Origin of the sequence: Leptolyngbya sp. GGD (assembly GCF_026735145.1) — a bacterium.
GTDB lineage: Bacteria > Cyanobacteriota > Cyanobacteriia > Leptolyngbyales > Leptolyngbyaceae > Leptolyngbya > Leptolyngbya boryana.
Genome location: NZ_JAPQKE010000009.1, coordinates 179,751 through 193,755, shown reverse-complemented (window position 1 = coordinate 193,755; position 14,005 = coordinate 179,751). Strand labels below are relative to the sequence as shown.

Below are 14,005 nucleotides of genomic sequence, written 5' to 3'. Positions count from 1 at the left end.
TAAGTATAGGACATTTAAGACAGCAAATAGAGAGATTATTGTGCAACTCACTCTGTAATTCTCATGTGAATGCACGTTGAACTCCCGTTATGATGCCTTCGGCAATACGACCATCAAACTAACCTCCGTAAGTAACAAATACTTATTTACAGGTGAACAGTTTGATTCAGATCTGGGAAGCTACTACTTACGTCAACGATATTATGCTCAAGCATTAGGACGATTTACTACAGTAGATCCGTTTGAGGGTTGGCAGGAAAAGCCTATATCGCGCCATAGATATATTTATGGCAATGCTAATCCTATTATGTATAGCGACCCCAGTGGAAAAGTGTCAACAGCTGCTGAGACTAACATTGTCTTCGCTATACTAGGCGCACTGCAAAAAATCTATATTGCCTATCAAGGTGCGCGTCTGCTCTTTGGTGATGGAGGTTCGCCTCTACCTAAAATTATCTGGAAAGGCAGTATGGAAATCAGTGCTCTGGATTCATCCAGATTCGATAGAAAGTTAGAAACTGGAACTCCTCTGGATAACATGGCTAAAGTAGAACTAGAGTTCTTCTTTGCAAAAGCTACAGCCACTTCAGATACAGGAAAGATCTGGACGCACAATATTTGGGCTGTAGGAGGTGGATTACAAGTTGCTGCACAGAATCCCGAAGACAAGGTTGTTAATCGATCTTTAGATTTTGAAGTAGTGACTGACAGGATATATGGAGATGGACCCTCTTCCCTAAAAGGGCTTTTTGGCATTGGTACTGCTGCTTTTCCTAATAAATTTTTTAGGAAAACTCTTGGAGTTGTGAGAATCGGCAATGGCTCAGGTACTATAGGTTATCGAGACATGACAAAACCAGACACTGTTTTTGGAGCAGGGATATACGGTGGATACTCTGGCATTGGCAGATGAGGACTTATTGCTGTTGTTAACTTATTGCTTATCTGATTGCCACTGGATGTTACTTGGACATAATCCTCATTGTCCTTTATCCTTACACTGTTTACAGTCGCGAAGGCTAAACGATAAGTTCTATAAAATTCGGACGTAGCTCAAGTAGATAAGCTGGAAATTTGATAGAGGAAAGTCTCATGGGATTTGCAATTCTTTTATGGATTCTTGATAACTTAAGTGCACTCCTTTTCTCTAAGGAGCATAAGAATCCACAGCGTGGTCTCCCAAAAAACCTTATGAGTATCCTTGTGGAAGAGAATGAATACTATCAACTACAGAGTCGAATTACGGCATTCAAAGCTAGTTTGTCGTTTGGTAGCAGCAATGAGATAAAGCTTACTTCTCGCGACATCAACCTGTCATTAAGAAATATGTACTCGAGAAACTTTGAGCAAAAATTTCATGAAAGAGCTTTTGACAGAGTGGAGATATTTGACATTGAACAAGGCGAAATTGTCGCGAAAGAATTTCTGTCTTTTTTGCTTCTAGACATCCAGCCCATATGTGTGAGCAAGAAAACAATAAAATTTGAGTTGCAGAATGGAGAGATCTTAGAGTTGCAGATGCAGTCTCACGGAATAGCTGGCCATGATGTTGAACCTCGTTACACTCCTATTAGTAATGAATTTTCATCAAACTTAATCTATCGTATTCTCTCCTCCTCCACTCTTGACTCAGCAGAAAGATGCTCGGTGGGATCCCCCCGAATTCAAAGCCGAACCATAGCTGCTCCTCTTGTTTGTAACCTTAAACAAATTTGCGTTATAAACGATGAATTAATTCTGAGATCGTGAACGTTTATAACGCAAGAAAGACTTTGGCAATAACTCTAATTCTATGTGAGCCAGGGCAAACGCATGAAAAAATCCAGTGACTATCCTGCAATGGCTCCGGACTTCGTGAGCACAAATACTTAAAGGCTGAAATCCTGAAGCTATAGGGATCTCAAATTTTTATGCGTTTTCCCTACTATGTGAGCGATTTGATTTGAAAGAATTGAAGAACGCTACTATGCTTTTGATCTCTTACTATTAACAAGTTCGTATCTAATTTTGCGCTTGCACATTGTGCTCCCGTTATGATGCCTTTGGAAATATAAGCAAGAAAGAGGGGGCGATCGCGAATAAATATCTGTTTGCAGGGGAGCAGTTTGATCAGAATTTGGGTGATTACTATCTCCGGCAGCGATTCTACAATGTCCAGACGGGACGCTTTGGCAGAATGGATACCTACGAAGCAGGGCTAGGAGATTTGAAGAATTTGAACAAATACGTCTACGCTGCTGCTAACCCAATCACAAACACAGACCCTTCAGGATTGTTCATTGGGGAGTACACAGCAACAGAGAAAATTCGAGCGGATTTAGAAGCAGCTTACCGATTACCTGCGGCAGCGCGACTCTATCAAACTACTCGTAGTAATATGATTGCTATCGCAGTAGCACTTGCTGGATCGGTTGCTCTTGCAGCAGCGACTTCAATGGCAATGGCAAGAAATTTAAACAGGCAGTTTGGTATTTCTGTCGTTTTTTGGGGTAATGATGTGGCTGAAACAACTGATCACCAATTCCGGGCAGTTATGGGATATGGCTATACTCATGGCAATGAGAGCGGCACAGGCTTTTCATTACCGATATCACCTGCTCTACGTCGTTCCAAGAATGAACACGATCGAGCATGGTTACGCGGCATACCGCAAGGGCAAAATCTCAACGCAGCACTCAACGATCGTGATGAATTTCCTTATGCCAAGGTAATCGAGGGCGGTGAGACTAATTACAATGCGGGTCGAGTCTCTGTCCATCAACTGAGTCTTAACACTAACCGTCGGCAGGGACGGTGGCTGAAAACTTTCTGGGATCGTGCAGATGTTGCTCAGTTTGAGGTTAACCAGAGTAGAAGCTGGTTCTTAAACATTCCTGTTCCTGCACTAGGTATTTCTTTTGGTCTAGATAGAAATGCTCAAATCGTTAATGTTTACGGTCCCCGCTGATCATTCTGCATAAGCCGTAAAAGTGAATAGCATCTTGCTCATGCAAAGATGTACTGCTAGTAAGAAAACCATGACCATCTTTCTCATGAAAAAATTACCAGAAGTAGGAAACGCTTTTCTGCATTATTTTCAGCAATTTATACCCGATTTTGCTGAGAAATTTGTTCCAGGAATTTCTTCAACAGAACTTCAGTCGGTTTTGGGTACATTGCAGCATGAGCTACCACCAGACTTTTATCTGCTTTATGAATGGCGGAATGGCTATGCTGATTTCAACGGACATCCTGATTTCAATTGTTATTCTTTTGCGCCGTTCCACTTCAATACGATCGAGATGGTTGCTGCGGAGAAGAATTGGGACTGGTGTGATGATAATCCACCGACTTACAAAGGATATAACGTCTTACCTTTAGTATCATGCGGTCGCGTTTTTTGGGGAATCACGCTGGGTCGTGATTATCAAACTGAAGCTCATATCGTTTATGTTGATTCGGTTGGCGAATGTGTTCTACGGTACGACAGTATTACTTGCATGATGAATTCAATTGTAGAAAGTTTCGAGCGTGGAGGATTGCGTTTCAGCGAAAATGTTATTAGAAGAAACGATGGTTTATTTGCAGAAACTCTAAGAGCCAACAATCCGAAAACATTATCGGAAGGAATTGCTGACTTTGAGAGATACATAGAGGTTTATGGCTCTGATACTGATATCGCTGATTATTCCATGAAGATAGATACTCTTTTGAATGGATTGTCCACTTTGTATTACATGAAACCTTCTGTAATCTTGAACCAGGTGCGTTGTAGATTAAACGCTCTTGAAAATATCTCTTCTGAAAGAGCAATTAGCGCACATGAAGGGCTAAAAATGTGGTTAAATACCAACGACTAGCCCCAAATTAAACTGCTCACCCGCAAACCAATATTTCTTCGCGATCCCGCCCTTACTCTGGCTGATTTGCCAAAACAGACTATGGAGAGAACTGAGCGTGCGCAGGCAGGAAATCAAGTTACGATTGGGCTTCAACAAAGATTCACACAGGAACTATTCAATCCTTGCTAGGAATAAATGACGATTTCATTTCTTGAAAAACTTCATCAAGCGAAGGATCGTCATCGTCAAACTCAAAGCAGGCAGATACATCGCCGTATACAATGCACTTATAGTCTATGCCGACCGTCCAACAAGGACGTATTTTCAACGCTCTAGCCAATGCTTCATGTCTAAAGATAGGAGACCAGTAGTTTTCAGTCTGAAGTAGTGCTTGATAACGATTAGTAGCATGAAGAGGAATCTGCGAATTTCCGTTTGGTTTGCGTAGGATTATTTCTACCTGTTCGACAGCCTCCAAAACTTGAAAAGCACGACAAATTTTTCCAGCATTACCCCCTTTAATTTGAACACCAGTTACAGTGTTAGGAAACTCTCCTACTTTCCAATCAGGAGATGCATGAGTTGTATACTCATCTAGCAAAGCACCATTTTCACGAAGGTGATACCAGAGACTGTGACCATCGTTTACGAAAGTACCGAGGGCAACACAGTCAAACTGCCTTGAGAGGTGAGAAGTAAGACAGACTAACACAGCTTCATTTCCGTAATGATATTGACGCAACAAAGTCTCAGCAGACTGGTCCAACTTCTTTAATTCAGCCAGCTCTGATGCCTCAAAACCATTTAATGCCTCATCGTACACTGCTGTTATTCGACCAATTGTTGGAGATACATAGGCTTTTCGCCCTCTCTCTGTTAAATATCTAACAACCTCCTCTTGATCAACGTCGTGAAGAATGATGTTTGAATATTGTACTCCCATTACTAAAAACCTCTTTTCTTGCATCAAACTACAATGAGCAATTTCTTCAAGCACCTGTGAATGGACATTTTCCCTACAGAAAAAACCCTCTAGTCAAAACAAGACGATTTAGATATTGACTAATAGCCTGAGAGATAGCGTATGCAGCTAACGATGCGGATAGTATGTCACCAATTCGCGGATTGATGATGTCGTAGACAATGATTCCTGGTTGTTGACTTCTCACAATGGCAAACTTTCCTGACCAAGCATTACCTCTACCTTCTTGGCGAGTGAAATTCATTGCAAAATTATCAAAAACCCACGCCAAAGACATGAGTGTTGGGGGAACGTAATCATCCCCTAAGTGCCAGTCAGTTAATCCCAGCCCGTGAAGTGCATTTCTTGCTGTAGTCAATTCGTTGATTCCACTTTGAATTTGTTGTTGATTACGAGCGGGCTTAATCTCATAGAGTTCATGGTTTGCAAAATCTACCAAATCCGGGTACACGCTGCCATTGTACCCTCTAACGCCAGGATGGCTTGGATTACCAAGTGCAGTTTTAATAACGCGCCCAAGGCTCGGTCTATTGCCTCTAGTGTAGGGAGTTCTAGGATCGTATACTCGCTCTCTGGTGAACATCACATTTCCTCTATCTCTAGATCGCGAGGAAGGCGGATCTGTCATTGGATTATCCGTTTCTGTAATTCCTACTTCTCGAATGAAATGTAACCCAATTTTCGAGTGAATGATGTCACCATCTTGTTGTGGAGTGAATCCACTAGGATCAGTTAAATTCGTTGGATTATTATGTGCATAGCTATATTTATGCAGTGTCAATGGTTTACGCTTTTTACCTTCGTAAACGTCTTGTCTCAGAAATCGACCATTTTGTGGATCGTAGAATCGATCGCGCAAATAGTAATCGCCTAAATTTGAATCAAACTGCTCACCCGCAAACCCATATTTACTGTTTACTGTTTGCGTTTGAGCGATCGCATTTCCAAAGGCATCATAACGGGAGTTGAATGTGCGCTTGCAAGGCAAGCGCAGTTAATACATTTGTACTAAATAAAAAACGTCGATTAGTTGAGCAAAGGCTAATGAATAGGACGATTGTCTAAAAGCAAGAAATGAGCTTATAACTGTCATCTAATTCTAGTGAATCAACTCTTTCGATCAGCGATGGATCTTTTGACATGAAAAGCGAATATTGACTATCCCTATAGTCTCGGCTTATGCCATAAAACCAGGCAAAATAACTTGTAATCTCATCGACCCATTGAAGGTCGTGATTGTCGCAGTCATACAACTCAGTCCTAGACAATATAAGTTCTAAATTAGCAAGATTTACATCTGAAGGTATGGCAATCGTCGTATTGTTGTAATTCGAGTAGGAAACGGAGCATATTTTACTAAATGATTGAATATTTTGAGGTTCAATAATTTTTAGATGGCGACGACGCATTTGCCTCGAACCACTCCCCTCAACAAAGAAGCTCAAGTCACAAACTTCCCTAAATTCGCCTAGTTCGGAAAATACCTGGCTAGTCACAATCCAGGGGGGACTTAATTCACAATCACAAGCCTGCCAAATTCTTGGTCCCAAATCTTCAAAAGCAAGATCAAGCAGCAATACGCGAATAGCGTGTGAGAACTTTTGTGAGACCGAGTATTTTGATATGAGGATGTTACTTGCTGCATAAGCAGTCTTACTCTGAATTGACTGTGTGTAACAATCTGAGAAAGAATCCAGAAAGTATGAATCTGAAGTCAAAAAGCAGAGCATCAGTAAACTCTCTACACCTCCCCATGTGAATACACACCATTTGAACTGTTGCGCTAGAAATCGGAATAGATCGTTAACATCCTTTATGGACGTTCCATTTAGCAAAGGAAGCTTTATGGGTAATAGTGAAGTTGAATTAGAAGATTTTTCACTGTAAGCAATCCATTCTTGTGGACATAAGAAGCGGTCGTCAATTAGCGAGAGTATCTCAGGATGGCTGGGAACTGTCGTAAGGTTGATCTTGCTCTCCCTTGCTTGAACCCATACTTCAGAAGAAGTGCGTTTCTGTAGTAGATGCAGGGCATCTTGGAGAACAGTAAAATTCTCGTACTGAAAAAATGCTATGAAGTCCATAAAAGCCTCGGTTTAATTAGGATTCTTGGGCACATGGAAGTGGAAACGACCACCAGAATCTTGCCAAACATCATAATTTTTGTTATCTGAGCCATTAGGGTGATTGAATGCCCCATAGTCCATTCTGAAGAATTGATAATCTCTTCCTTGCTTCATCATTCCTACACCAATTAATCGATCCGCAAAGTTTCTACTTATCATTTCTGTTTTCTTGGTGGTGATTGCAACCGACTTCCCTTTTACTTTAATGCCTGTTGGAATTGATGCGCCTCCAGCAATGTCTAGGATAGATGGGGCATAAATCGCGAAGCTTGATTGCTTATCTTTCAGGTAGGCACTTACCTTGCTTCTTTCCACAGGGAACTGCTTTGTAATAACGCTCGAAATGATCCTGCCAGAGTTTTGCCTCAATGCTACCGATGCTTCTTCAAGAAAATCAGGATTTAGAATCTCTGCAATCTGCCTCGGAACACTCTTTGCAAGTTCTCGTGTCATTAGCAACGGGTTCGACATCAACTGAAATCCTTGATACAGAGCACTGATTAAATCTACAGTTGACGTTACTTTGTCAAGCGTATTTAGGAAACGATCAACAGTCCTTATAGAAGTAGAGAGGATATCCATAATTTGCCTTGCAGATACCGTCTCATTCAATGACATGAAGCCAGTCGGATCGGTCCAGAGAGTAGGATTTGCATCAGCGTAGACATACTTATGCAAGCTGATAGGTTTAGTTTGATACCCTTCATAGGTATCCATGCGTCCAAACCTACCTGCATTTGAATTGTAGAATCTCTGTCTTAGATAATAGTCACCAAGATTTTGATCAAATTGCTCACCTGCGAACAGATATTTGCTTGCGATCGCGCCTTCATTCTTGACCCCATTTCCGAAAGCATCATAACGGGAGTTGAATGTGCGTTTCGAGGAGAATTAGGTGTAATTGCGAAGCTCAAAAGCTACGGTCATTGATCTACTAAGTAATCAGTAGATTAGCTTCTAACTTCTTGAGTTCTCATACTCAATCAAGTATTCCTCAACAGAACGTACTGAGCCAAAGGGATGTAGTTTTCCCTGCTTTTCTACAAGAATAGGCACGTTACCAAGGACCCGATCAGAAAAAGATCCCGTTTCTAAGTACCGTTTTGATTCATAGAAGAAGACCCATCCATACTCTTTCTCAATCGTGTATTCGTCTACAACAACTAACTCATCATCAGCAATATGATAGTTATCGTTAATATACTTTAAAACAAATTGCTGAGCAGATTCTTTATCAAGCATAGTTTTATCCTGAATTAATTTGTCCGCAACATCCAAACATATTTATAGGGAACTAAGTCGGCAGGCTGACCAGTTTGCCCATCCAAAAATCGAATGACTCCTTTCTGATTGACTGCGTTGAATACGTGATTCACTTGACCAGGCATAGCCCGGTCTCCATAAATGATTGCTCTTGAACCAGGTCCTGCTGCTTTGAGAGATTCTTCAATTGCCTCACTGGACTGCATAAATATAAATTTTGAGCCATAAAATTCCTCAAGAACTTTGACTGGAGTTACATTACCAGGGAGGGCACTTGCAGGTCTACCTGCTAGCATCGAGTCTGTGGCAATCGAGCAGTTAACGCAATTATTATTTCTACCCGCTGCTGGAAAGCCAGGATTAACACCACGAATTGAACCTGCTAACTCGTCTGGTGCTGCGGCAATAACTGATCTGGTCATTGCTGATTGCACTGCATAGCCAAGAGAGAACCCTACAAGCAGTGCGAAAGGAAGTTTCCAGGGGCTGGAGTTGTAACCTTTATCAGTAGGGGAAGTTGGAGTATTAAGAGGCTCGGGAAAGACGAGATCTGCAAGTGCTGTTGCTGCCAAACTAGTTAGTACAGATATAATTACTGCCTGGCTCAGCAGAGAGAAGTATCCGCTAGGGTCAATTAGATTGGTAGGATTATCATTGGCATAGATGTACTTATGCAGTGTCAGAGGATTGCTTAATCTACCTTCATAATCATCTTGTCTTGTAAACCTCCCTATCTCAGTGTCGTAATACCGTTGACGTAGATAATAGTCACCCAGATTTGAGTCATATTGCTCTCCCGCAAACAAATATTTATTTGCGATCGCCCCCTCACTCTTGACCCCATTGCCGAAGGCATCATAACGGGAGTTGAATGTGCATTATCGAGAGAATAGAATCACGATTACAATGTCATTACTGAGGCACAAGAGAAGAAACAAGCAGTGAATGTCAAAGCATCTTTACAAGAATTATCATTTCTTACTCCTCCACTACTTCATCATTCGATGTATCACGGGACAATTTGGGTCGATAACTAGGATTTGGAATAAACTTTCCAACAATTTCACCAGCTAGGTTAACTTGCCAAGCACCTGCTATCGCCTCTGGAGGAACAGCCTGACTTTCAAAGTATTCTTTATCAATCTGATATACCCAGCCTCCAGGATTCTGTTTAGCTGCTTGAATAGCAGCGTCAGAGGGTTGCATCTCCTCTAGAAACTCTTGTTGCTCCATTTCGATTATCTACCAGTTTACGAAATCAAGTTTATACTTTTTAGCCAGTCATCATGATAGCGTTGTTGCTCTTCCAAACTTCCTACTTTTTCAGGAGGTGCTGGATCAAATATTCGTACTTCATTTGATCGAGTAGGATATTGACCAAGAGTATAGATAAATAAGACCCGCCCACCTGACATATTGCGCGCTGCTCCTGATGAATAGGTATCGATTCTTGATCCAGCGCATGAGAGATAGAGACCATATTCATCCTGAAGAATTCTTCTTAATTTATTTAGACATTCAAAGATATCTACGCCTTGGACTTCGTGTGCTTGAACTTCAGGATGAGAAAAGGAAAGATGACAAAGCGAATCATCTGCGTAAGCAATGAATTTGTCATACTCAAGCCTCGCTGGATGAGTGTAAAGTGAGCGACTAGCTGCATGAAGAATGGGTACATCAGAAATCATAATATCAACGCCGCCTGAAAGAATTGTTCTTTAGAATTCGACCTCTAAATCGTTCTGTTGAAGTATCAATTGGTTTGGCTGCAATGATGTACTGAGGAGGAATACGATGTGCAAATGAGACTTCTTGGTCTGGATAATTTCTTCCCGTGTTTTGGTTAATATCAAAACCATCACCTGGATTTCTAATAATATAAACCCATCCCGTTGAACCTTGTGCGTTGCCTGCCCCCCAATCTTTAGCAACCCTGATGTCTTTGGAGGTTGAAACAATAGCGTTCAAGTCTCTCTGTCTGCCGTCTGCATGATCTATGAAGTCCTGAGTAGTGACTGGAGTACTCTGGTCACGGGCTGTTAGACCAGTTCGGAAAACCTCATCTGGAGATCTACCATCGCCACGAAAAATCCACTCTGGTTGTGGATCTCCGCTTGCTATCATTGTAGACTGCCCTCCGCCTGTCCCACTGCCAATGCCAGATCCTATTCCAAAAGCTCCAAGAAATAGGCTGAGGATTGGAAAGAGTTCACCCATTGCTTCTTGCGCTAGGTCTTTCAGAAAATCCCCTGCACTGTAACTACTGCCTTTTTGAGCAGAGGAGAAAAGGTAGGTGGAGCTGCTAGCTTGCCCTTGAGCTAGAACATTGCGAATATTATTAGCTGCACTGATCTCTCCCATTGTGAATAACCCAGTCGGATCGATCGCATTGACCGGATTATTATGCGTGTAAATGTACTTATGTAAAGTGAACGGTTCGCCTTGCCTACCCTCGTAGGTGTCTTGCCGCAAGAATCGCCCATTTTCTGGGTCGTAGTATCGCTGCCGCAGATAGTAGTCGCCTAAATTCGGATCAATTTGCTCACCCGCAAAGCCATATTTGCTACTAATAGTGCTTGTCCGAGCGATCGTATTACCGAAAGCATCATAACGGGAGCATAACGGGAGTTTTGAGTAAAGTTAGAAGCGCAATCGGAGAAGATGAAGCGAAAAAGCATATAATACAAGCGCTCTATTCAAGCCAGAGAGCGATCGCATGGCACAAAATTCGTTTGATCAGTTATCCAAGCAATATTTGGAGGAGTTTCTGGCTCCCCTTGGCACCGTGCAACGACAGTACGAAATTCCAGGAGAAGCAAAGTTTGCAGACCTCTGGTTCGTTCCCAATTCTGATGCACTGCCTGCACCGGATTTAGGACTGCTGGGACGCATGGTAGGGAAGCCTTGTCTGTTTGAACCCTATCGCAATGTGCCGACGCGAACGGAGGTGCGAGTATCCATCATGAAGTTAGTGTGGGTGCAAGAAGATGAACGTCGCAAAGCGCAACAAGATGAACTTGCTGAAGATGCACTGCCTCAACTTTGGATTCTGGCAGCGACAACCTCTCGACCGTTGCTCGAAGAGGCAGAGGTGAAAGCCAAATCAGATTGGATGCCAGGAGTTTACTTTTTAGCGGGGATTTTGAAAACGGCAATCGTGGCGATCGATCAGCTCCCTGAAGTCGAGGAAACTTTATGGTTGCGAGTTTTGGGACGTGGGGCAACCCAAGAACGAGCGATTCGAGAGGTATTGGCACTACCGATCGATCATCCTCGACGTGGCAACGTTTTGCGCCTACTGGCAAGCTGGAAGGTTAGAATCGATTTAGGTGAACTGGTAGATTTTGCAGAGCGGGAGGAAATCATGGCACTGTCTGAAGCATTTTTGGCATGGGAAGCGGAAACTCAAACCCGCAGTCAAGCAGAGGGCGCACGCCATCAGGCACGATCGCTGATTTTGCTCCAGCTTGAGCAGAAATTTGGGGCTTTGCCCGATGAGGCGAACGCCCAAATTTCTGCGCTCAATCTCGACCAACTGGGAAGGTTAGCGATCGCCTTGCTGAATTTTACGGTTGTGAGCGACCTCATGACTTGGTTGCATGAACAGCAAAATTAGGGCGATCGTTCTGCGGAAAACAAGTCAATCAGAAAGAATGGCAGGTCATCACAACGCGATCGCTCCAATCAACATACCGGAAGTTGATTGTGCGTTTAGAGAAAAATCAAGAGCTTGAACTTAGCTTTTGCATAGGCTGTAAGCCTACTTTTCGTCTAATCAAGCGTAAGTTGTATGAAGCAAAAATTTCTGCATGATTGACGCTCCTAAAGATGGTCTAAATTCTTCCTGAAATAAATCATCTACTGTAATCTCTGGGGTTGGAAAAGCATCATCAGGTAGGGGCGCAAAATCTGCACATCGATAGTAGTAAATCTTTTGCATAGAAGCAATGCTCAGCAAATAATCTACCACCTCGCGAAGCATCGCTTCTTCCTCTGGGTAACCGTATACATAATCTAGAGTGCAAAAGATTCTATTATTAAACTCGGGATAACTGTAAACGGATACATCGTATCCAAAACCATGCCATGATCGGGAGACTCTATCCGTCACAGTTTCCATTTCTACAGCCGTTTCCAGTTCAAATGTTGCACTATTTGACATTAAAGACGTTCCGCTTAATGGCTCAGGACAGAATCTAGTAGCATATTCACATCAATCAACAATTTTGTTTTCTGGATAGAGAACATAATGGCGATGGCTGTTGCTATTTGAACCAAGATGATAGTGTATGGTGTAGGGATGATTAGGAAATGCTTTGGGTATAGGATGATAGTCTACCCTAGCAATCAATTCGTTGATAGGACCACTTCTTTGTTTGAGTCTAGCACCTAGTACTCTCATCTTATCGCCTTCAAACTGTTTCACAATGAAAGCACTTGAGCTTATTGGGGGTGTGTAGATCTCAGGCAGGCGTGTTGTTCCTGAAGGCATCTGAAGAATTAACTGCCACTTGTCTAACTCATTCTTGCGCTTTCTGAGTTCCTTGTTAACTTCCTCTTTCAAGATAGTAAGAGCCTGACTTGCGGCGCCCATCATCTCGCTACTCATATGAGATGCTGCTATCATCGCCTCAGAGGCAACAGTGCTTAATGCTGTCACTAGATTGACTGAGTTAACCGCAGCGTAATAGGCTGTTAGGGTAAAAGCAGCGTAAGTTATGTAAGCAACAGTGGGTGCTTCTAAAAATAACGCCATGAAGGAGTTTCCGCTTGGATCGATATGGCTAACAGGATTGTTGGCTGCATACCCGTACTTATGCAGCGTCCGAGGATCTTGAAGTTCTCCTTCCCAAGTGTCTCGCGAGCTCAAGATCCCAATTGAGGAATCGTAATATCGCGCCCGTAGGTAGTAATCGCCCAAACCCGGATCAAACTGCTCACCCGCAAACTGATACTTGTTCGCGATCGTCCCCTCGCTCTTAACTCCATTTCCAAAGGCATCATAATGGGAGCACAATGTGCGTTTTGAGGAGAATATGGGATTACATCATAACCTCTGGCAAAATTGGTGTGGCTTTCAATTAGCTATGTCGAAGCTGTAATTGTGCCTCTTCCCAAACTAGCTGCCCATCTTCCTCGAAGCAAACATCTTCATAGAACGCTTCCATATCTCCCATTACTATGGCTCTATAGTCAGAACCTACTGTCCAACAGGGGGAAACTCCTAAAACTCTCGCAAGTGCCTCATGCCGGATCATTGCATCCTCGTATCCATCGCACTCTAAAAGAGTGTTGAGTCTAGGGGTTGTTGATTGATGCGAATTATTAATATCGCAATAAGATTTACGTAGAACGGTTTCAATTTGCTGAATCAATTCGGGTGTGTAGAGTTCAAAGGCTTCGCACATCACTCTAGGTTTTCCTAGTGTTGTAGTACCCTCTTCATATTCATCCAAAACCTCTCCATTCTGGCAAAGACAGTACCAAAGTTGGGAGCTATCATGCACAACAACACTTAGAGCAGGACAACTTAGCTTTTCCGACAAGACCCCTGCTAGAACAGCAGACACAGATTGATATGGGCTGCCATGATGTTGATGTAACAAACTTCGAGATTGTGGACTCAACTGCTCTAAACGTTCTAGATTGGCTTCATAAGGTGATGCCATATCTTGATCGTAGACGACTACAAAATTGTTGCAGCTAGGAGAAACATAGGCGACTCGTCCCATCTCGAAGAGAGCCTGAACTGTTTCAGTTTGCTCTACCTTGTACAACACAGTATTTGCATACGAACTACCCATCCCTAATTT

At 42.6% G+C, this 14,005-nt stretch carries 16 protein-coding genes and 4 pseudogenes; 5 read left to right on the top strand and 15 right to left on the bottom strand.

What is annotated here, in order from left to right:
- Positions 1 to 76 precede the first annotated feature (76 nt).
- The 4 genes from OU814_RS27595 to OU814_RS27580 all read left to right on the top strand — a co-directional run bounded on the left by OU814_RS27595 (position 77) and on the right by OU814_RS27580 (position 3,839).
- Positions 77 to 913: an RHS repeat-associated core domain-containing protein gene (locus tag OU814_RS27595; RefSeq protein WP_268242800.1), complete on the top strand. Its 837-nt coding sequence runs from the start codon at positions 77 to 79 to the stop codon at positions 911 to 913.
- Between the two features lie 179 nt (positions 914 to 1,092).
- Positions 1,093 to 1,749 carry a hypothetical protein gene (locus tag OU814_RS27590; RefSeq protein WP_268242799.1) on the top strand — a complete coding sequence of 219 codons (657 nt, stop codon included), beginning with the start codon at positions 1,093 to 1,095 and terminating at the stop codon, positions 1,747 to 1,749.
- Positions 1,750 to 2,020: 271 nt separating this feature from the next.
- Positions 2,021 to 2,947 (top strand): RHS repeat-associated core domain-containing protein, encoded by a 927-nt coding sequence (locus tag OU814_RS27585; protein WP_268242798.1) that lies wholly within the window; start codon positions 2,021 to 2,023, stop codon positions 2,945 to 2,947.
- 85 nt (positions 2,948 to 3,032) lie between these two features.
- A complete protein-coding gene (locus tag OU814_RS27580) occupies positions 3,033 to 3,839 on the top strand; it encodes a hypothetical protein (protein WP_268242797.1) in 807 nt (268 codons plus the stop codon).
- A 157-nt stretch (positions 3,840 to 3,996) separates the two neighbouring features.
- Here the strand turns inward: OU814_RS27580 and OU814_RS27575 are convergent, their stop codons facing one another.
- The 11 genes and pseudogenes from OU814_RS27575 to OU814_RS31405 form a co-directional block, all read right to left on the bottom strand.
- Entirely contained in the window at positions 3,997 to 4,818 is an 822-nt protein-coding gene (locus OU814_RS27575) for a hypothetical protein (RefSeq protein ID WP_268242796.1), read from the bottom strand.
- Positions 4,819 to 4,837: 19 nt separating this feature from the next.
- Complete coding sequence (locus tag OU814_RS27570) at positions 4,838 to 5,791, bottom strand: RHS repeat-associated core domain-containing protein (RefSeq protein ID WP_268242795.1); 954 nt, start codon at positions 5,789 to 5,791, stop codon at positions 4,838 to 4,840.
- 73 nt (positions 5,792 to 5,864) lie between these two features.
- On the bottom strand, positions 5,865 to 6,887 hold the full coding sequence (locus OU814_RS27565) for a hypothetical protein (RefSeq protein ID WP_268242794.1): 1,023 nt from the start codon (positions 6,885 to 6,887) through the stop codon (positions 5,865 to 5,867).
- A 12-nt stretch (positions 6,888 to 6,899) separates the two neighbouring features.
- Positions 6,900 to 7,778, bottom strand: a pseudogene (locus OU814_RS27560) (RHS repeat-associated core domain-containing protein); the annotation flags it as partial.
- A 108-nt stretch (positions 7,779 to 7,886) separates the two neighbouring features.
- The gene (locus OU814_RS27555) at positions 7,887 to 8,171 is read right to left on the bottom strand and encodes a YrhB domain-containing protein (protein WP_268242793.1); all 285 of its coding nucleotides are present in this window, start codon (positions 8,169 to 8,171) and stop codon (positions 7,887 to 7,889) included.
- A 14-nt stretch (positions 8,172 to 8,185) separates the two neighbouring features.
- The gene (locus OU814_RS27550) at positions 8,186 to 8,782 is read right to left on the bottom strand and encodes a toxin glutamine deamidase domain-containing protein (protein WP_442786159.1); all 597 of its coding nucleotides are present in this window, start codon (positions 8,780 to 8,782) and stop codon (positions 8,186 to 8,188) included.
- Positions 8,783 to 8,824: 42 nt separating this feature from the next.
- Positions 8,825 to 9,040 (bottom strand): annotated as a pseudogene (locus OU814_RS27545) (RHS repeat-associated core domain-containing protein); the annotation flags it as partial.
- Between the two features lie 130 nt (positions 9,041 to 9,170).
- A complete protein-coding gene (locus OU814_RS27540; protein WP_268242792.1) occupies positions 9,171 to 9,425 on the bottom strand; it encodes a hypothetical protein in 255 nt (84 codons plus the stop codon).
- A 17-nt stretch (positions 9,426 to 9,442) separates the two neighbouring features.
- Positions 9,443 to 9,880 (bottom strand): hypothetical protein, encoded by a 438-nt coding sequence (locus tag OU814_RS27535; RefSeq protein WP_268242791.1) that lies wholly within the window; start codon positions 9,878 to 9,880, stop codon positions 9,443 to 9,445.
- A 4-nt stretch (positions 9,881 to 9,884) separates the two neighbouring features.
- Entirely contained in the window at positions 9,885 to 10,553 is a 669-nt protein-coding gene (locus OU814_RS27530) for a scabin-related ADP-ribosyltransferase (protein ID WP_442786158.1), read from the bottom strand.
- 18 nt (positions 10,554 to 10,571) lie between these two features.
- A pseudogene (locus OU814_RS31405) lies at positions 10,572 to 10,790 on the bottom strand (RHS repeat-associated core domain-containing protein); the annotation flags it as partial.
- Positions 10,791 to 10,908: 118 nt separating this feature from the next.
- On the opposite strand from OU814_RS31405, the gene OU814_RS27525 reads away from it, so the two are divergent.
- Complete coding sequence (locus OU814_RS27525; protein WP_268242790.1) at positions 10,909 to 11,808, top strand: DUF4351 domain-containing protein; 900 nt, start codon at positions 10,909 to 10,911, stop codon at positions 11,806 to 11,808.
- 159 nt (positions 11,809 to 11,967) lie between these two features.
- On the opposite strand, the gene OU814_RS27520 is transcribed toward OU814_RS27525, so the two are convergent.
- The 4 genes and pseudogenes from OU814_RS27520 to OU814_RS27505 all read right to left on the bottom strand — a co-directional run bounded on the left by OU814_RS27520 (position 11,968) and on the right by OU814_RS27505 (position 13,996).
- Positions 11,968 to 12,354 (bottom strand): hypothetical protein, encoded by a 387-nt coding sequence (locus OU814_RS27520; protein WP_268242789.1) that lies wholly within the window; start codon positions 12,352 to 12,354, stop codon positions 11,968 to 11,970.
- A 51-nt stretch (positions 12,355 to 12,405) separates the two neighbouring features.
- The gene (locus tag OU814_RS27515) at positions 12,406 to 12,948 is read right to left on the bottom strand and encodes a hypothetical protein (RefSeq protein ID WP_268242788.1); all 543 of its coding nucleotides are present in this window, start codon (positions 12,946 to 12,948) and stop codon (positions 12,406 to 12,408) included.
- A 69-nt stretch (positions 12,949 to 13,017) separates the two neighbouring features.
- Positions 13,018 to 13,209, bottom strand: a pseudogene (locus OU814_RS27510) (RHS repeat-associated core domain-containing protein); the annotation flags it as partial.
- Between the two features lie 64 nt (positions 13,210 to 13,273).
- A complete protein-coding gene (locus OU814_RS27505; RefSeq protein ID WP_268242786.1) occupies positions 13,274 to 13,996 on the bottom strand; it encodes a hypothetical protein in 723 nt (240 codons plus the stop codon).
- Positions 13,997 to 14,005 lie beyond the last annotated feature (9 nt).

What these genes read in the sequence shown, in the direction of transcription:
- OU814_RS27540 (WP_268242792.1), bottom strand. Translation starts at nt 9,425, where the DNA reads ATGGAGCAACAAGAGTTTCTAGAGGAGATGCAACCCTCTGACGCTGCT.
- OU814_RS27590 (WP_268242799.1), top strand. Translation starts at nt 1,093, where the DNA reads ATGGGATTTGCAATTCTTTTATGGATTCTTGATAACTTAAGTGCACTC.
- OU814_RS27520 (WP_268242789.1), bottom strand. Translation starts at nt 12,354, where the DNA reads ATGTCAAATAGTGCAACATTTGAACTGGAAACGGCTGTAGAAATGGAA.
- OU814_RS27525 (WP_268242790.1), top strand. Translation starts at nt 10,909, where the DNA reads ATGGCACAAAATTCGTTTGATCAGTTATCCAAGCAATATTTGGAGGAG.
- OU814_RS27515 (WP_268242788.1), bottom strand. Translation starts at nt 12,948, where the DNA reads ATGGCGTTATTTTTAGAAGCACCCACTGTTGCTTACATAACTTACGCT.
- OU814_RS27565 (WP_268242794.1), bottom strand. Translation starts at nt 6,887, where the DNA reads ATGGACTTCATAGCATTTTTTCAGTACGAGAATTTTACTGTTCTCCAA.
- OU814_RS27580 (WP_268242797.1), top strand. Translation starts at nt 3,033, where the DNA reads ATGAAAAAATTACCAGAAGTAGGAAACGCTTTTCTGCATTATTTTCAG.
- OU814_RS27535 (WP_268242791.1), bottom strand. Translation starts at nt 9,880, where the DNA reads ATGATTTCTGATGTACCCATTCTTCATGCAGCTAGTCGCTCACTTTAC.
- OU814_RS27505 (WP_268242786.1), bottom strand. Translation starts at nt 13,996, where the DNA reads ATGGGTAGTTCGTATGCAAATACTGTGTTGTACAAGGTAGAGCAAACT.
- OU814_RS27530 (WP_442786158.1), bottom strand. Translation starts at nt 10,553, where the DNA reads ATGGGAGAGATCAGTGCAGCTAATAATATTCGCAATGTTCTAGCTCAA.
- OU814_RS27555 (WP_268242793.1), bottom strand. Translation starts at nt 8,171, where the DNA reads ATGCTTGATAAAGAATCTGCTCAGCAATTTGTTTTAAAGTATATTAAC.